This window comes from Streptococcus sp. SO4, from assembly GCF_030440055.1.
Taxonomy (GTDB): Bacteria; Bacillota; Bacilli; order Lactobacillales; family Streptococcaceae; genus Streptococcus; species Streptococcus nidrosiense.
Genome location: NZ_JAQFJI010000017.1, coordinates 13,750 through 32,375, shown reverse-complemented (window position 1 = coordinate 32,375; position 18,626 = coordinate 13,750). Strand labels below are relative to the sequence as shown.

Below are 18,626 nucleotides of genomic sequence, written 5' to 3'. Positions count from 1 at the left end.
CCATATGATTCTTTCTAATGATGGTTTGGTCGCTTTTCATTATAGATCTTATGGGACTTTTTTTCTACACAAAAATAGGCTCCATAAGATCCATAGGGGATTTACCCACTACAAATATTATAGAGCCTTTTTTGTAATAAAATTTTGACACGACAACTAATTGGACTTGGGGCATTTTTTAGACGCCCAAGAGCACTACTGACGTAAACTTCCTAGTCCCTCTGCTTTTTTATATTAAATTTTTTTACCATTTTATAGACGATTTTATAAAAAGTTGATATATCAATATTTGCAAAGATGAAACTTTGAGATTTTTTTCACTCTTTATTATAATTAGTTGCTTTTTTTCTGAAAACGATTTATACTTAAGGAGTCTTAAAGTTTTCTTAAACTACAAGTCAAACATTTTATAAGGAGGAATGACAATAATGAGTATCGGAATCATTATTGCGAGCCACGGTGAATTTGCCGCGGGTATTCATCAGTCAGGATCTATGATCTTTGGTGAACAAGAAAAGGTTCAAGTTGTAACCTTTATGCCAAACGAAGGTCCAGATGATTTATACGCCAAGTTCAACAATGCTGTGGCTGCATTTGACGCAGAAGATGAGGTTCTAGTCTTGGCTGACCTTTGGAGTGGTTCTCCATTTAACCAAGCTAGCCGCGTAATGGGAGAAAACCCTGAGCGTAAATTTGCCATCATCACAGGACTTAATTTACCGATGTTGATCCAAGCTTACACAGAGCGCCTTATGGACGCTGCTGCTGGAGTGGATAAAGTCGCTGCAAACATCATTAAAGAGGCCAAAGATGGCATCAAGGCTCTTCCAGAAGAGCTAAATCCAGCTGAGGAAGTTGCAACTGCTGCAGCTGCTCCTGTAGCCCAAGCTGCTATTCCAGAAGGAACAGTTATCGGAGACGGTAAATTGAAAATCAACCTTGCACGTCTTGACACACGTCTCCTTCACGGGCAAGTCGCAACTGCTTGGACACCAGATTCAAAAGCTAACCGTATCATCGTTGCTTCAGATAACGTAGCTAACGACGACCTTCGTAAAGAATTGATCAAACAAGCGGCTCCTAACGGAGTGAAGGCTAACGTTGTTCCAATCAAAAAATTGATTGAGGTTGCTAAAGATCCTCGCTTTGGTGAAACACATGCCCTTATCTTGTTTGAAACACCACAAGATGCCCTTCGTGCTATCGAAGGTGGTGTGCCAATCAAAACTCTTAACGTTGGATCAATGGCTCACTCAACTGGTAAAACAATGGTCAACAACGTATTGTCAATGGACAAAGATGACGTTGCTACATTTGAAAAAATGCGTGATCTTGGTGTTGAATTTGACGTACGTAAAGTACCAAACGACACTAAAAAAGATTTGTTTGACTTGATTAGCAAAGCTAACGTTCAATAATTAACATTAAATAGAAAAGGAATAAAACCATGTCAGATATTTCATTCATTTCTGCTATCTTGGTTGTAGTTGTTGCCTTCTTCGCAGGTCTTGAAGGTATCCTCGACCAATTCCAATTCCATCAACCAATCGTCGCATGTACCCTTATCGGTCTTGTCACAGGTAACCTTGAAGCAGGGGTTATGCTTGGTGGATCACTTCAAATGATCGCCCTTGGTTGGGCAAACATCGGTGCTGCCGTTGCTCCTGACGCTGCCCTTGCCTCTGTTGCCGCTGCAATCATCATGATTAAAGGTGGTAACTTTACTACTGAAGGTATCGCAGTCGCAACTGCTACTGCAATACCTCTTGCCGTAGCTGGACTTTTCTTGACTATGATTGTTCGTACAATCTCAGTTGGTTTGGTTCACACTGCTGACGCTGCTGCTAAAGAAGGAAACATTACAGCTGTTGAACGCGCTCACTACTTTGCCCTCGCTCTTCAAGGTCTACGTATTGCTATCCCAGCTGCACTCTTGCTTGCAATGCCAACTGAAGCCGTTCAAAGCGTATTGAACCTTATGCCAGAATGGCTTAAAGGTGGTATGGCTGTCGGTGGTGCTATGGTCGTTGCCGTTGGTTACGCATTGGTTATCAACATGATGGCTACTCGTGAAGTATGGCCATTCTTCGCTATCGGTTTTGCTCTTGCAGCAATCTCTCAATTGACTTTGATTGCCCTTGGTGTCATCGGTGTTGCCCTTGCCTTCATCTACCTCAACCTTTCTAAACAAGGTGGAAACGGCGGAGGAGGAGCTGCAACTTCTAACGATCCAATCGGTGATATCCTAGAAGACTACTAGAAAGGGGAACAATCATGGCTGAAAAAATTCAATTATCAAAATCAGATCGCCAAAAAGTTTGGTGGCGTTCACAATTCCTTCAAGGTTCTTGGAACTACGAACGTATGCAAAACTTGGGTTGGGCTTACTCTTTGATCCCAGCTATCAAGAAACTTTACACTAAAAAAGAAGACCAAGCTGCTGCTCTTGAGCGTCACCTCGAGTTCTTCAACACTCACCCATACGTAGCTGCCCCAATCATGGGGGTTACTCTTGCACTTGAAGAAGAACGCGCAAACGGTACTGAAATCGATGACGCTGCTATCCAAGGTGTTAAGATCGGTATGATGGGACCTCTTGCTGGTATCGGTGACCCAGTCTTCTGGTTTACAGTTCGTCCTATCCTTGGTGCCCTTGGTGCATCACTTGCTGCAACTGGTAACATCGTTGGTCCACTTCTCTTCTTCTTTGGATGGAATGCAATCCGTATGTCTTTCCTATGGTATACACAAGAGTTTGGTTACAAGGCTGGATCTGAAATCACTAAAGATATGTCAGGTGGTATCTTGAAAGACATCACTAAAGGAGCTTCTATCCTTGGTATGTTCATCCTTGCCGTTCTTGTACAACGTTGGGTATCAATCAACTTCACTATCAACCTTCCAGGTAAACAATTGTCAGAAGGTGCCTACATCGTCTTCCCAGAAGGTCCTGTTACAGGTGGAGAATTGAAGGGAATCCTCGGCCAAGCACTTAGCGGATTGAGCTTGGATAGCGTTCAACCACAAACCCTTCAAGGACAGTTGAACTCATTGATCCCAGGATTGATGGGACTTCTCCTTACTTTCCTTTGCATGTGGTTGCTTAAGAAAAAAGTATCTCCAATCACAATCATTCTTGCCCTCTTTGTAGTTGGTATCGCAGCTCGTTTCTTCGGTATCATGTAATCTCGGTGAGAATTTACAAACAAAAAAAGAATCAGGTTTATCACCTGATTCTTTTGGCTCTTTGTCAAATAGTGTTGATGAAGAACCTAATGAAAAAAGAATCCAACAAAAATTGGACTACCTGTCTCCGGTTGGATACCGAAGACGGTAGCCCTAGGGTGTTTTTATTAAATTCTCACTTTTTGGGGTCAGTCCCTAAGCCTGATAGTAATTTTTTGTTCATACTATTCCCCTTTAGTCATTTACTACTTTAAGTTGCATTGCTTTAGCTACTTCTTCTGCCTTTGATCCCTTAGGTGTATGGATTTCTACATCTGGGTTACAGTTATCCACAAAATAGAAGTATTCTGTAATTTCTGTTACACTTGCTGGAATTGTAATAGATTTAATTGATGATGTCCCCCAGAATACTAATGTTCCAATACTCTTTGTTCCTTCTGGGAATACAACTGATTCTAATGAACTGTCAGAGTTGAAAACATCATCTTCTACTGTTTCTATTGACTTACCAAAGTGGACATACTTTAACTTATTGTCAATCGTAAACGCACCTTTTCCAATATATCGTACTGTATCTGGTAAAACGATTGCCTCACAATGTTTCAAGTTCGCAAGACCACGTTCTCCAATTGCGATAACAGGTTTACCTTTAATTTCCTTTGGTACACGAACAACCTTATCGTCAGAAGTACAACTATAGATGACATAACCTTCTTCCTATAAATATACGCATGTTAATATATTAATATCTTTAAGGATTTATAACTATAGTTCCTTAATTTTCCCAGTAAAAAAACGAAAGGCACCACAAGTTATTTATGTGTTTTCTTTAAACGATTCATGTACTTCTGTCGCAACTTCTCACCCGCCTTTAATTGCGGTTGCGATAGATTGAGGACCTAAATATGCATCCCCTGTTATTAGTTCATTTCTATTGTATTCTGATGTTGACCGAAAGTCAAATTTTTACCTTTCATCTAGAACACTAAAGTCTACTTTTGTTCAATTGCTGCAACGACAAGGTCACATGGAATAATATGTTCACTACCTGCCACTTCATGCGTTGATCTTCTTCCACTTTCATCTGATTCACCAAGTTCCATTGTAATAACCTTTACACCAGTTACTTTCCCACTCTCATCACGCAATACTTCTTTAATATTCTCTAAGAAATGGAATGTAACACCTTCATTGTGTGCATCTTTGATTTGTAGTGTAGCTTCTAGTATATTGTTCATATGGTCATCATTCTTTTGTTTTAGGTTTCAGCGCTTTTAATATAATGGATGTTGGCCTTTTTGTATACACTAAAATAGGGTTGGTGGAAAATTTCCATCAACCCTAAAAATTATAGAACCACACAAAACCCTGACCAGAGATGGCCAGGGTTTTGTATTTCAAAAATTATTCTGTAAATTCTATAGTTACTTTTACTTCAGAATCCATTGAAGAAAATATTGTTTTATAATAATTGATTGCAGATTCTTTAATTTCACTCTTAAATTTATCTAAATACTCTGCTTGTTTATCACTAGAAAGTTGGTTAGCGACCAATTTCCCAGTATCAATATCTTCTGTAGTTCCACTTAATAACTCTCCATGACTATCATATAAATCATAAGGATTATCTTTTGAAAGTTCAACACCAATTACTTCCAATTTTGGAACAATAACCTTATATTCTTTTTCGCTTATTTGTTCAACCTTTACACTACTTTTAATTCCAAATTTAGCTTTATAATTTAAAATTACTAATGCTGCTTTTTTAGAGAACGGCACATCAAACCCAAAAACTTGAGTTGTTTTTGTTTCAGAAATAATTTCATTAATTCCCGCATTCAAAAATACAACTTCATTCACTTTTTCAATACTTTCGATATTAATTGACGATTTGACTTCTGATTTATGTTCCTTAGGTAAGAAAAATAGCACTCCAATAGCTATAATAGCTATTAATACCACATTCAATAGTACACTAAACATATTAACTTTCTTCTTTAATATAGACAAGATAAAAAAACCTCACTTTAAATAATCTATCTAAATTTTACACATTCTAAAGAAAATAGTCAATATTTTTTCGTACTATCTTCTAAAATTAATTGTGCCTATTAAAAATGAAATTAGTTTGTTGCATTTGATTATATTTTTTGAACACCAAATCCATTTAAAATTGAGTGCTATTTTGAGCACTAAAAAAGGGCTCTTTGTCAAATAGTGTTGATGAAGAAATTTAGGAAGGGATTAAGCAACTAATTGTTGCTTAATTCCTTTTTGTTTTGGGCCAAACATTTTTGTTATTAAAATAATCCTATTTCTAAAATGGTAATAGTTTCTAAAGCCGTAGGCATTTCTTTTAAGCACTTTTATTTTATTGTTTATTCCTTCAATAGGGCCATTTGTTCTAGTTGGATACTCACAAGTATTTTGAATATATGGCAAGTAAGTCATAAGAGTCTTTAATACTCTTTTTAAACCAGGAGATAGGTCTAATTGCGTAGCTGCTTCAATCGTTTCCTTGAATTCTATATAATCTCTATCCTGTATACATTCACGAAGTGAATGTACAACCTCATAATCATTTTTAAGAGATGGATTTTTTTCTAAGATATAATCTACGATTCCTTTACTTGTTATGAAGCTTTCAAAAAGCTTATAACGATTATATTTATAGTTCTGAAGTTCATTAGAGTTCTTTAAAATTAACTTCCAATAATGTTTTAACTTTCGATATAATTTAGAGTCTTTATAGCGATGCTTATTCATGACACGTACCCGAGTTCGATTTAATTCTCTATTTAAAGCTTGTACGATATGAAAAGGATCAATGATAATTTTAGCGTTAGGAAACATTTCTTTTATTAATTGAATGTACGGTAAGTACATGTCGATGGAGATAGTTTTTACCTTTAATCTAGTCTTAGGCTCAAAACGATGAAAATACTTTTTCAAGCTGTAAGATTTTCTATCTCGTACAACATCGACCAGCTTGTGTGTAGTGCTATCACAAATAATGAAGCTCATATTACTATCGGAAGATTTGACGGATTTAAATTCATCAAAACACAAATGCTCAGGTAAATCGTGTAATGGTTTAATCTTTAGTAAACGTGTTGTATCATCTATGATACGTCTTACCGTATGAACTGAAACATTTGTTTCTTTTGCGATATAGGTTTCAGATACTGTTTCACTTATTTTTGATTTAATTTCGTTTTTTAAGCGTTTAGAGATATGACAGTGTTTTTCTACGATTCGACTAGTGTCTGCGGTAAATGAAGAGCCGCATTCTCTACAGAGAAATCTCTGCTTGCGTAGATTTAAGTAGGCCGCTAGGCCTGAAACAGAACAGAGAGTGATACGAGATGTTTTCGTGCCGTTTTTAACGATATTATTATTTCGGCTAACACACCCACAAACGGTACAAAATTCTGGTTTATGCGTATAAGTAGCTGCATAAAATAAAGATTTTCTCTTTTTAAATATCTTCTCTTGAACTTTATTATCCCAAATAATGTTTTTATCTTTGATTTGTAGTGTAGCTTCTAGTATATTGTTCATATGGTCATCATCCTTTTGTTTTAGGTTTCAGCGCTTTTAATATAATGGATGTTGGCCTTTTTGTATACACTAAAATAGGGTTGGTGGAAAATTTCCATCAACCCTAAAAATTATAGAACCGTTCTTTTTATATCTCATTTATTCAGCCAAGGCACCCATTGGATCCCATGGTGCAAGGACGATTGGTTCTGCTTCATAGGCAGCTTGTTCTTCTGCTGTTAGTAATTCTTTACGAACAACGATTTGGTAAGTGTATTCGTCCATCCAGGCATCTGAGGCAACAAAGTAACCATCTGTCCCAACCTTGTCTCCCCAAGAGTTTTCAACTTTCCACTTGATTGATTTACCATTTTCATCCAAATCAACACCTGTCAAGACCATGGCGTGAGTCATCAAGCTTTCGCTGTAGTCCAAACGTCCTGCCTTGTCTTGAGTGAGTTGAATGTCCATGCTTGATTCAAAGTCATAGACATCTGTCGCAAGGATTCCGGCTTTACGGTTGCTGAGCTGGCCAACATCTGAACCAAACCAAACAGTTTCTCCTGTCTGCATTTGGGCAATCGCCAATTCTTTCAAGCGTTCCATCGGTACGTTAATGTAACGAACTGCACGGCTACCAACCACATTTCCCAACATCTCAACTGTATAAGATTTACCGTAAGGTTTATCAGCAGTTGGAGCATTGATCACAGAAACATAGTCTTCTAGTGGAAGGTCAACGTATTTCTTGTAAAATTCTTGTGGAGTGATGCCTTTTTCGCTTTGGTAGTTGTTGTCCTTATCACGATAAGCAAAGTCAAATTTACGTGGTGGAAGACCTAGTGACATAGCAAGGAAGTTAAAGATTTCTTGCAAGAGGTCTTCTTTCTTAGCTTGAACAGTCGCTTGGTCTGCACCAGAAGCGAGCAAGTCACGCAAGATTTGAGCATCTTGACGAAGCAATTTGTTAAGAATTGCATTGAGCTCACGGCTGTTGCTAGATGAAACTGACTCAGGATAAACAGACTTGGGAACGACACCGTATTTCTCAAAGAGGGCAACCACCATATCCCACTGTCCACCATCTTGTTGTGGAGTTTGGAGTAGGAAGCTAACCTTGCGGCTTGTCAATTCTTGGTCTGCAGTCGCAATGACTTGCTCCAAGAACCAGTTTGATTTTTCATACTTGTCCCAGAAGAAGGTGTGGGCTTGTGACAATTCAAAGTTTTCAAGTTTGTATTGAGAGATGAGTTTGTGACGGAAAGTGTTGAGGGCCGCAAACATCCAGCAACGACCAGAAGCCTTCTGGTTAGTGACCTTGTCCTTTGTCAAATCAAGTGAGAAAACAGGTGTGTTATCTACATGGCTTTGACGACGCTCAAGGGCTGAAAAAATTCCATTGTGGCTGGCAGCATTTTCGATAGCTTGGTATTTGACATTTGCTTCATAATTAGCAAATAATTTATCTGTAAATGATTCTTGAATCGCGTTCATAAAATCCTCCTTTTATTCTACAGTCTATTATAACTCTTTTCACAAAGGAAGCAACCAAAAACTGAAAAAGGTAAGGATATTTTCCTCACCTTTTTCAAAGATTACACAGTTTACCCAACACTTTCGAGCAAACCTTCTAATTCCTCTTTGGTCAAGCGACGCCATTCCCCACGCTTCAGATTTTCATCCAAGGTCAAAGTTCCCATGGTCAGACGTTGCAAGTCCACGACTTCCTTACCGCAGTATGCCACCATACGCTTGACCTGATGAAACTTCCCTTCTGCAATGGTCACACGGATTTGGCTTTGATTCTTTTCTGTATCTATGGTTACAAGCTCCAGTCTAGCAGGTTGGCAGGTAAAGTCTTTCAGCGGAATCCCCTGAGCAAATTTCTCTACATCCTCTTGGGTCATGATTCCCTTGACCTGTGCCAGATAAGTCTTATCCACATGACGTTTAGGAGAAAGAAGAGCATGAGCTAACTTGCCATCATTGGTCAAGAGTAAGAGTCCATGCGTATCAATGTCCAAACGCCCCACCGGGAAAACTTCCTTTGAACGAGCTAAATCATCCAACAAATCCAAAACAGTCTTGTGTTTAGGATCTTCAGTTGCTGAAATAACACCCTGGGGCTTGTTCATCATATAGTAAACAAACTCCTCGTAGTCTAACTTTTGCCCATCAAAACAAATCTCGTCTGTGTCTTCATTGACTTGCAGCTTGGCAGATTTTTCCTTTTTGCCATTGACCGTCACGCGCCCAGCCTTTAGAAAGTTTTTGACCTCTGTCCGACTTCCTACGGCGCAGGCAACCAAATATTTATCTAATCTCATAAAGATATTATACCATGAAAAATCTTAATCTTATACTCTTCGAAAATCAAATTCAAACCACGTCATCGTCCCCTTGCCGTACTCAAGTACAGCCTGCGGCTAGCTTCCTAGTTTGCTCTTTGATTTTCATTGAGTATTAGTACAAAAATAAGCCGCCTGATTGGGCGACTTGATTTTTTATAGGGAGATTATTATGAAAAATTTTTAGGAGTTAAAGTTAAGTTCTCCTTAACTTATGCTTATAGTATAAACTAGATTCCTAAAAGTTTTCTTAAAATTTTCTCCTCAAACTTAAATTTCTTTAAATCTTCACTGTTAAAATCAAACGTTCTAGCAATACAGTTAACGATTAGTTAAAAGTTAAAACCATAAAGAGGAGCAACAACACAAATAGTGATATGCTAACAAGCAAGGTTAAGACTTTAACAAGCGTATTGCTTTGCCAATAGCTGGGCTTGCCGATATTACTAGTAGCATCCATAGAAAAAATTTGAGTTTGTCTTGGTTGAATGGTCACAAGGATGATTAAGGCAATAGCTAAAATAATGGTTAAAATTATCAATAATTCAGTCATTTAACTACCTCAAAAGTCCTATCAAAGTAAATAATAAACCAATCAAGATAACTAACCCCAACAAGAAAGAGAAAGTTTTACTAATCTTTTCACCACGTGTAGCTTTTTCTTTTTTGATGGGTTGTTGTTTCATCTCTTCCATACGACCTTCAACATCCTCATAAAATAAATCTTTTTTAGTCATGGCTTTCTCCTAAAATCGTTTGCATCCTATCCTGGTATGTAATTGGATCTACATAATTAGCATAATATCCTTGCTCACCTAGCGCCTGTCCCATCTCTGTAACGTTAGAAAGAGCTAACTCAATGGTTTGAATCATGTCTTCAACTGCTTCCTTAGCGAAAATATGATTTGGGGCAATATAACGACGGTTATGCGCTGTTTCTTCAAAGGCTAGAATCAGTTGGTTGTTCTCAAAGGCCTGGCGTACAGCCTGGAGAAGTTCATTACCGTAGTTGATATCCAAATAGATATCTGATAACTGATAAAGCTCTTGAATCTTTTGAGGACTGGCATTTTGATAGAGTACGACATTGGGATAGCGGATCATATCCAGTAACTTGGTCGACATTTCTGTCACTGCTGCGATTCGGAAAGTAACCTTTGGCAGACTTTCCACTAGCTTTTCGACCTGCTCTAGTTGATCCGAATTGGTCACTATCAAGGCATCAGAACGAACAAAATTATCACGCTTAAAGTGATAATGATAGCCCAAGTGACTAAACTTATGATGGAATTTTTCATCCGTCAATTGCAGAGCGCGTTCATAAGTCGCATAATCTGGAATGATAATGGTCTTAGCTCGAAGTTGATCATTCTCCAAGATCAGTTGCATATTTCCTGGTATATCATTATGCAATGGTTCTTGCCAAACTAGGATATCCTGACCTGATTTGTCTGGGAAATGGAAGGAAGTCAAAAACGAGGTAGATAGGGTATTAAAGAGAATATGGTCAAGATTCACCCTCAAACCTTGCAAGAAGTCTATGATAAAGGCCACTCGACCAGAAAAATGGCGCAATCCTTGACCTTCCAAGGTCAGGAGAATATCACCTGTGACATGGTTTTCCAAAATAACTTCTTTTTGATCTACATTCCGATAAGAAGTCATAATAGCTTGACCAGATCCATCAAAGGTAGTCTTAGCAAAGCAAGCTCCAAAACGATTGTAGTGATCTACTTGAAAGATGCGGCCTGCTGGTGTTTTCCATTCGACTTTTTTCACCAAACGAGCCTGTAAGCCATCTGCAAAATGAATCACTGCTCGTTCTTGATTAAGGTCATTGATAGTCCCAAATTGATTATTACCAGCAATCTCCCAAAAATCTGGGACGGGAACTTGGTTAAAGTACAAGGGTTTACCGCTGTCATACCCCAAATAATAGGTGAAAGGTGAGACAACTCCATCTGGTAAAAATCCATCGGGTTCAATAACCACAGCCAAATCAGACAGTCCAGCTTCAGTCAGACTATAGTGCAAATCTTGGCTTTCTTGATTGTATACATCAAATAACTGAATCATCCACTACCTCCTTGATTGTTTTCTCCCATTTGTTCAAAATCTCTTGAGTCAAGAATTTCTCAGCAATCTGGTAAGATTTTTCTCTCATACTTTCCAAACGATTTTCCAAATACAATTGGCAGATTTTTTCTGCATAAGCTTTCTTGATTTCATCTTCGACATGGTCAGATGAGCTTGGAATCAAATATCCATTTTCGCCATCTTCGATGAAGGTTTGATTCCCATAAGGAACATCAAAACCAATCAATGGTAAGCCTGATCCAATTGCTTCCATGAGTGTCAACCCAAAGCCTTCACTTGTAGAAGCGGTTAGATAAACTTCATACTGTGAATAGATTTGGGAAAGTTCTGCATGACCCTTGAGTTTAATATACTCTTCTGCCTGACCTGCAGCGATAATCTCATGTAGACGTCCTTCTTCGCCACCACTACCGTAGATATCAAAGGTTAATTCTGGCAATTCCTTATGAGCTTCAATCACAGCCTTGACAAGCCAATCAATATGCTTTTCCTTAGCTAGACGCGAAGCTGTAATGAGAGAAAATGGCTTACGACTCTCTAGTGGTTTTGTTAATTGGTCAACACTTCCAACTGGAATGGTCACAATCTTAGGAGCGTGCGAGGTATAGTGAGCAAACTGTTGCTCTAAAACTTCCTTTTGACGATCCGTTGAAACGATAAAAAGATCGACCTTATCTGCATTGGTAAACTGGTAGTCATAATAGTTGTTCCAAAGGATATAATCATCATTGGTCGCATTTTCACTGTAATGCTCCGCATGAACAACTACCGCTAGATGCGCCGCCTGCGCTTCCTCAAAGACCACCTGACCAATCCCTGTCTCACGATCCAAAATCACTAGATCTGATTTACTTAACCCAAGTGTCTGCATGAAATAACGGATCAAGGCCGGCTTCCCGTATAAGATTCGATCCTTAAAACGGTAGACTTCCTCAGTCCCTTGATTCATGAACATCTCATAAGCTGGAGTCCCATCTTCATTGTAGAAGGTTCTTTGGTAGAGTGTCGCTACATTGTCTTTAGGAGCAAAATACTCTGTGCAGTAGCGTGTATATGAGAAGTAATCCTTGCGGATCAATTTGCCGGCATACACATACTCTACATGTTGGACAAAATCTTTTTCCTCATCTACCAAATAACAAGTGATAAACTTGTCTTCATCTGAGAAGAAGATTCGTTCAATTTTCCCATTTCTTTCACGACGGCTTTCTACACCTTCAAAATAAGCCAAAACATCATCTACCGTCACACTGGTCGGTGCAATCTTGATGTCTGTGAAGTGAGTGTAAAGCCAGATAACCTGGTCATCATCAAAACCGATATTTGCGGTTAAATGCTGGATATTATCACCCAAAATCATGTCTGTAAAGATAAACTTCGACGGCAGATGCAGGCTGCGAAAAATACCCGCACGATAAGCTTGGGCATATTCAACACCACTGCTGGCCCAGCCAATTCCTAAATTTATATTGTAAATTGTCATATTGTCCTCTTTTTATGGAAAATAAGTCATAATTTCCCCATCAGGCGAAATGTCTACTCGACTCAATAGAAGATTTCGAACCATATCCTTCTTGACCTGCTTTTTCATCTCTTCAAAGCCATTGTAAGCTTCTTGATAATACTCAACGATAGGATTCTTTTGAGCAGCTGATTGACCACCAATCGCTAGACTCAATTGTTGCAGGTAGTCCACCTGTTCTACCCAGTTATCATCTATTGCTTTTAGCAATGCTAAACGCTGAAAATGAGAAAAGAGATCAAGTGTTTCTAGAAGTGTTCGTTTCTCTTGTAGACTCTTTTGAACTGTTGTCTCCAGAACTAGCTTAATCGCATCCTTATCCGTCATATCTAACTCTCGCGGAACTGCATGGTAAAGAAAACTGATATTTTTAACGATAAAATGATACAGTTCTTCTCTACTTTCAAAGGATTCTTCTGACAAGCTTTTTCTTACGAACTCATCTAGTACATCTACCACAAAACCATCTAGATCCTCAGTTCCATCAATCAAGCGGTTTCTTTGACTATAGACCATCTCTCTTTGGATATTCATGCTCTCAGCATACTCTAAAGTTTGACTCCTTGATGATCTAGCAGCGCTATCGCTTGCTTTCTGCGCTTTTTCTACTAATTTTCGATAGCGTCTTCCTTCTAGGGGTTCAGGACTTATCTGTTGGTTTACTGTATAATCCTTATACATCTTATGCACCCAAGGAGGACCAAACTTCTTGATAACATCGTCTTCTAGTGAGACAAAAAATTTTGATAAACCAGGATCTCCCTGCCGACCAGAACGTCCTCTAATCTGTAAGTCAATACGTTTACTATTCATCCGTTCTGTACCAATGACAACTAATCCACCAAGCTCAGCAACTCCTGGACCAAGCTTAATATCGGTTCCACGACCAGCCATAGATGTCGCAACTGTCACCGCTCCCATGCGACCAGACTCTGCAATCATCTGAGCTTCACGCGCCGCATTATGGGCATTTAAAACGTTATGAGCAATTCCTTCCCGTAACAATAGGGAGGAGTAGAGTTCAGACATTTCTACGGATCCAACAAAAATCAATAAAGGATTACCCTTTTCATGATAATATTTAATCTCAGCAAGTGAGGCATACACTTTTTCAGGTAGGGTAACATAGAGATTATCTGGATAATCAATTCTCTGATTCGGACGATTTGTAGGAATTCGAATGACTGACATCCCATAAGTTTCTAAAAACTCTTTCTCTGCAACCTTTCCTGTTCCAGTCATCCCAGAAATTTTTTTAAACTTCTTAAATAAGCTTTGGTAGGTAATCGAAGCCATTGCCCGAGTTTCTTCAGACAAAGAAACATGCTCTTTTGCCTCAATGGCTTGGTGTAACCCACCCTGTAATTTGGTCATTTCTAATAAACGTCCCGTACCTTGATCTAGCAATACAAGTTCTTCGTCTTTCTCGCCCTTACGAATAATATAGTCTTTATCCCTTTTAAATAAGGTATGAGCTCGTAGAGCAAAGATTAAGTGTCTTGCTAGTACGCTATGCTCTTCGGAATAGAGATTATCAATACCTAAAAAGCTCTCCGTAGTTTTAGCGCCCTTAGTAGTGAGCCATACTTCTTTTTTCTCTTCTTTAAAGATATAGTCTTGGCCCTCAACTAGAGTTGTCATCAAGGTATCAATAATTTCATAGAAATTAGACTGTACTCTAGGTGAGCCTGAAATAACAAGTGGTATTTGAGCGCTATCTAGCAAGACTGCATCAACTTCATCTATGATGACAAAGTTAAATTCGGGCATATATTTTTTATCCTCACTAGAAGCTAGATTATCAAGCAAATAGTCAAAACCAAGACCACTGTTGGTAGTATAAACCACATCTGCACTATAAACTTCCCGCTTATCCTCTGGTGTTAACTCTTCATCATCATCTTCTTCAGGAAAAGGAATCCGAATCGTCAATCCTAGGAATTCGTAGACTTGTCCCATTTCTTCTGCATCACGCTTAGCAAGATAGTCGTTAGTAGTCACTAGCATGACACCTTGCCCTGACAAAGCATTGAGGTAAACCGGCATCGTAGCAGTCAGAGTTTTACCCTCACCTGTATTCATTTCAGCTACATTCCCTTGGTGGATGACAATCCCACCCATGACTTGTACATCATAGGGGAACATCCCCAAGATTCGCTTATCAGCCTCTCTGACAACCGCAAAAGCCTCTACTAGAATATCATCTAAGCTTTCTCCAGCAGTTAATCTCTCTTTAAATTCTTGTGTTTTACCTGCTAATTCATCATCTGTTAGCGAGGCCATCTCTTCTTTTTTTAGATTGATTTGATGCAAGATTTTTTTCACCTTGCTCAATTGTCTATTGTTATTCCACATCTTGTTTAGAATAATCCTCTTCTATTGAAAATGAATGAAAGTCAACTGATTGAAGACCTGCGCTCAACAGCTGTACTTTGTAATGATAGGCCTCTTCTGGATAGGTAAAGGTGAAATCAAAATCTTTTTCAATCACTTGATCGACCTGCTTATCATAACGATCCATAAAAATGAGTCTAAAATATAAACCATTTTGAGGTTGAACAGTCATCTGACTAACCAAACGGTAACGATGGCCCTTTTTTAAAAGTGGTAAGGTTGGGGTTAAGCGATTTCCCTGAAAATTAAAACTTGAGGTCCACTCATGAATCATAGTACCAGAATTCACCATACTATTTTCAAAATAAACATGATCACGTGAATGGTAGATAACGACTGACCCATATAAAAAGCTATTCTCTGCTAAAACTCCTAAGCTGGCCCCTCTAAATTCTCCCCAATAAATTTCTTTATTCCGTTTGATAATCATTAAAACTTTCTCCCAAAATTTTGCTCTAATACTATCTTATAAAAATTCATAAACCATGTTGTACTTGTAGCACTATCATCGTTATGGCGACCCGAAGTACCTTTTACCATGATGTGAGCCCCCGAATGATAAAGGGCCTCTACTAATCCCTCAAAAGCGCGTGGATCATAATCTTCCTCTTTCATATATGAGAGTCCAAAAATTGTTCGGCTAAAATCTGCTTTTTTAAAGGCAGTCCAAAAGCGGTCATCCAGTGCTCTCATGGCATCTATGCTAGCATCCCCCTTAGAATGATGACGTAAGATATCAAAAGCAGTCGGGAAAAGTCCAGGTGCTTCGAGTCTACCTCTTTCAGCTATCAAGCCAAGATTGGTTAAGGGTTTAGCAACTATAACTGCTCGAGGTTCAAAAAAAGAGCTATAATACATAGAACCATAGGTCCCCATAGACATCCCTGAAAGGATTAATTCCTTATTTGAAAATCCTAACAAATCTAAATATTCTTGAATAACATTTCGAATCCCATTTTCAAGATATTCATCACCTAAATAGAAGGCTCCACCATCTATCCGAGGATCAGAAAATAAGATAAAAGGGGCTCCCAAATATTTCATAATACCGAAACCTTCAAACCCTTCTGCTCGACGATAACCAGAGAAATAGATATTTAAAGGTGGCTTAAAGTCTCCTGGATAGAAGAAGTAATTGATTTCCTCACGCTTGTCATTATGAATAATGCCACCACCAAGAACATACTTACCAAATTGGTAGCGCGTTAAACGCTGGTGAAGAGCTCCTATTTTCAGACGTCCTGCACCTCTAGCTTCTAAAGAAACGCTGATAAATGAAGAAAAATCATCATCCAGTACTAGGGCAGACTTCATATCTTCAACTGTGAAAACTCGTTCTTTGACAAAATTAGCAGTAGATCCATCTTGAATATTTCTAACAATGAGGCGAATGTCACAAGTTAAATCCTTCTCATATTCTAGCCAGAGCTCAACTGGATTGAAATCACTAGCTCGGATATTATACTTCCAGCTGATTAAGGGGCGGAAGTCGTCACCGTACTTCCCTAATAGTTCTAAATTTTCATAACCATTATAACGAACCTGCCCCGTAAAAGCAGGATTGACAATCATATCAATCGCAACTAACTTATCCCCATACTGACCTCTAAACAAGGCCTTAGATAAAAGTCGTAAAAGTTCTGCTGGATTTGAAAAATCTGTTGCTTGAGCACAAGTTTTTTTCAAAAAATCTTGAACATCTTCTGATTGAGGTTCAGCTGTATCGGGATAGAAAATAGTATAAGGAGTCACCATTCTCATCAAAGGAAGCAAATCAGATAGATGCTCAGGATTTTCAACTAAAACAGCTGAAAAAGTCTTTAATCCTTCCATTTTCATGACCTTCCTTATGGCAGTCGTTGATCCTGGCCAAAAGAAATGCCAGTCCATATTCTCAGGAAGTTCATAGTCATGGCTCCAATTTTTAGTTCCTATCTGCAAAATCTGTAATTTATTACTCACTATTTGCCTCCTCTAACCATTTTTCCCACTTATCTATAAATTGATCACCTGTATTTTGTCGAATCTTATCAATTGAGTAAATTAAGGCTTGATTCCAATATTCCAAGGTATCTAAAAAGTAGTGTCCCGCTTTACTAAACTCTGATAAATCCGATAAGATATAACCATTTTGTAAATGGGTAACATATTCTGACTCGGAAAAATTGATTTGAGGAATTCCTGCACTAATCCCTGCAATCTGAGTGTAAATATTAGCGACTGGATTTAAATCAACAATTAAACGAGTGTACTCTAACTCTCGAATCAAACCCATCTCATCATTTAGATTGATAATCTTAAAACGATAATCGTCTCTAGTATTTTCCTCTAGTGTATTTTCTGCATCAGATAGCACAGAATCTTTTAATAGATCCCTTGGGTTAAGACGTTCCATAATCAGCGAATCGAGTTGATTTTGCAAAGCTTCAATTTGATAACCTTCTGCATTGAATAATGAAAAAACAACCTCCGTCAAAGGATTTTTCGAGACAAAATGTAAGATTTCATACAAAACTTTTGGATCTTGTTGCATCTGTACATCTAATTGGACATAAATTTTTGATTCCTTTAATCGTTGACTAACTCCTAATTTCAAACGCGTATCAAAAGAAGGTAAATGATGCATTTTTGAAGTAAATTGGGGATAAGTCTCTTGTAATCGCTCAAGAAAATCTTTCCGATCACTAATCAAAAATCTGGACTTCTCCACTACCTGACGATGATCTTGTAAATTATCTGCTTGATTTCTTTCAATAAAGAAACTTATAATTTTAGGAGCCTCTTCTGGCAATCTTTCTAACAATTGATTTTGAAACTTGGTGTTAGCTGCCAAAACAAATGAATCTCCAACCTCATAATCTCGATTTAAAAATTTTGTTAAGAATTCCCAGATAACTTCATCTATACTATCATAAGTTAATTTCCCAAAACGGTAGCCTACTGCTGGATTTACCTTTACAATCGGCTGTTCTCCTTGCAAATTTTCCCTTAATTGCCACTGACCTTTGGCGTTGTAATAATAACGAGTAGCTGGTCTTTGATCCCTATACTCTAGAATACTAGACAAAAAACCACGGTCATCAAAATAGCAAATAAAATCAACTTGGTTATCTTTAAAATACGTGATATAGCTGATAAATCCTTCTGAACCATATTCAATTTCAGCATAAAGTGCCCCTTGCTGTTTAACTGCAATTACAAAGGGAGTATAGATAAAGTCACAATCTTCATCCCACGCTAAATCCTTTAATTGTAAAGGATGCATCTCCTCATTTTCAATATTTTGTATAGCATCAAAAACAGAAAAAACTTCCGACTCCAATAAATCTTGTCTATGTAGTAAGTAACGCAGATGAGGATGATAAGTCAACCATAGTATCTTAGATTCTAGTTCTTGGCGTTTAAAAATTCGAATTTGGTGCAACACATCATCAAATTCTAAGCGATAAGGAGTCCTATACCAAGGTACAATACTTGCCTGCCAAGATTGATTGTTATTTTCTAAAAAAGGGATGAAATAATACATATATTCTCCTCAC

General features: G+C 38.1%; 17 protein-coding genes. 3 read left to right on the top strand and 14 right to left on the bottom strand.

Annotation, left to right across the window (positions count from 1 at the left end; genetic code table 11):
• Positions 1-428: 428 nt before the first annotated feature.
• The 3 genes from PCY08_RS09460 to PCY08_RS09450 are packed head-to-tail and all read left to right on the top strand — an operon-like array spanning position 429 to position 3,186.
• The gene (locus PCY08_RS09460; protein WP_301560174.1) at positions 429-1,418 is read left to right on the top strand and encodes a PTS sugar transporter subunit IIB; all 990 of its coding nucleotides are present in this window, start codon (positions 429-431) and stop codon (positions 1,416-1,418) included.
• Between the two features lie 29 nt (positions 1,419-1,447).
• Positions 1,448-2,260 carry a PTS mannose/fructose/sorbose transporter subunit IIC gene (locus PCY08_RS09455; RefSeq protein WP_060955180.1) on the top strand — a complete coding sequence of 271 codons (813 nt, stop codon included), beginning with the start codon at positions 1,448-1,450 and terminating at the stop codon, positions 2,258-2,260.
• Positions 2,261-2,274: 14 nt separating this feature from the next.
• Complete coding sequence (locus PCY08_RS09450; protein WP_045763029.1) at positions 2,275-3,186, top strand: PTS system mannose/fructose/sorbose family transporter subunit IID; 912 nt, start codon at positions 2,275-2,277, stop codon at positions 3,184-3,186.
• 234 nt (positions 3,187-3,420) lie between these two features.
• Here PCY08_RS09450 and PCY08_RS09445 read toward each other — a convergent pair whose 3' ends face one another.
• The 14 genes from PCY08_RS09445 to asp1 form a co-directional block, all read right to left on the bottom strand.
• Positions 3,421-3,816 carry a leucine-rich repeat domain-containing protein gene (locus PCY08_RS09445; protein ID WP_075230488.1) on the bottom strand — a complete coding sequence of 132 codons (396 nt, stop codon included), beginning with the start codon at positions 3,814-3,816 and terminating at the stop codon, positions 3,421-3,423.
• Between the two features lie 362 nt (positions 3,817-4,178).
• Complete coding sequence (locus PCY08_RS09440) at positions 4,179-4,424, bottom strand: hypothetical protein (protein WP_004238875.1); 246 nt, start codon at positions 4,422-4,424, stop codon at positions 4,179-4,181.
• A gap of 166 nt (positions 4,425-4,590) precedes the next feature.
• Positions 4,591-5,169, bottom strand: coding sequence for a DUF4230 domain-containing protein (locus tag PCY08_RS09435; RefSeq protein WP_000493216.1), 579 nt, complete (start codon positions 5,167-5,169; stop codon positions 4,591-4,593).
• Between the two features lie 261 nt (positions 5,170-5,430).
• Entirely contained in the window at positions 5,431-6,747 is a 1,317-nt protein-coding gene (locus PCY08_RS09430; RefSeq protein ID WP_001059646.1) for an ISL3 family transposase, read from the bottom strand.
• 138 nt (positions 6,748-6,885) lie between these two features.
• Positions 6,886-8,220, bottom strand: coding sequence for an aminopeptidase C (pepC, locus tag PCY08_RS09425; RefSeq protein ID WP_301560173.1), 1,335 nt, complete (start codon positions 8,218-8,220; stop codon positions 6,886-6,888).
• 110 nt (positions 8,221-8,330) lie between these two features.
• Positions 8,331-9,053 (bottom strand): pseudouridine synthase, encoded by a 723-nt coding sequence (locus PCY08_RS09420; RefSeq protein WP_301560172.1) that lies wholly within the window; start codon positions 9,051-9,053, stop codon positions 8,331-8,333.
• Positions 9,054-9,402: 349 nt separating this feature from the next.
• Complete coding sequence (locus PCY08_RS09415; protein WP_223140485.1) at positions 9,403-9,627, bottom strand: accessory secretory protein Asp5; 225 nt, start codon at positions 9,625-9,627, stop codon at positions 9,403-9,405.
• A 4-nt stretch (positions 9,628-9,631) separates the two neighbouring features.
• Entirely contained in the window at positions 9,632-9,811 is a 180-nt protein-coding gene (gene asp4 / locus PCY08_RS09410; RefSeq protein WP_045763912.1) for an accessory secretory system protein Asp4, read from the bottom strand.
• Entirely contained in the window at positions 9,804-11,150 is a 1,347-nt protein-coding gene (gene gtfB, locus PCY08_RS09405; RefSeq protein WP_301560171.1) for an accessory Sec system glycosylation chaperone GtfB, read from the bottom strand. Before gtfB ends, asp4 begins: the two co-directional genes overlap by 8 nt.
• Positions 11,134-12,654: an accessory Sec system glycosyltransferase GtfA gene (gene gtfA, locus PCY08_RS09400; protein ID WP_301560170.1), complete on the bottom strand. Its 1,521-nt coding sequence runs from the start codon at positions 12,652-12,654 to the stop codon at positions 11,134-11,136. Before gtfA ends, gtfB begins: the two co-directional genes overlap by 17 nt.
• A 12-nt stretch (positions 12,655-12,666) precedes the next feature.
• Entirely contained in the window at positions 12,667-15,048 is a 2,382-nt protein-coding gene (gene secA2 / locus PCY08_RS09395; protein ID WP_301560169.1) for an accessory Sec system translocase SecA2, read from the bottom strand.
• Complete coding sequence (asp3, locus tag PCY08_RS09390; RefSeq protein ID WP_045763916.1) at positions 15,038-15,517, bottom strand: accessory Sec system protein Asp3; 480 nt, start codon at positions 15,515-15,517, stop codon at positions 15,038-15,040. Before asp3 ends, secA2 begins: the two co-directional genes overlap by 11 nt.
• Positions 15,517-17,049: an accessory Sec system protein Asp2 gene (asp2, locus tag PCY08_RS09385; RefSeq protein ID WP_301560168.1), complete on the bottom strand. Its 1,533-nt coding sequence runs from the start codon at positions 17,047-17,049 to the stop codon at positions 15,517-15,519. The genes asp3 and asp2 overlap by 1 nt, the downstream gene beginning before the upstream one ends.
• Positions 17,042-18,613, bottom strand: a complete 1,572-nt coding sequence (asp1, locus tag PCY08_RS09380; RefSeq protein WP_301560167.1) for an accessory Sec system protein Asp1 — start codon at positions 18,611-18,613, stop codon at positions 17,042-17,044. Before asp1 ends, asp2 begins: the two co-directional genes overlap by 8 nt.
• Positions 18,614-18,626: the final 13 nt, after the last annotated feature.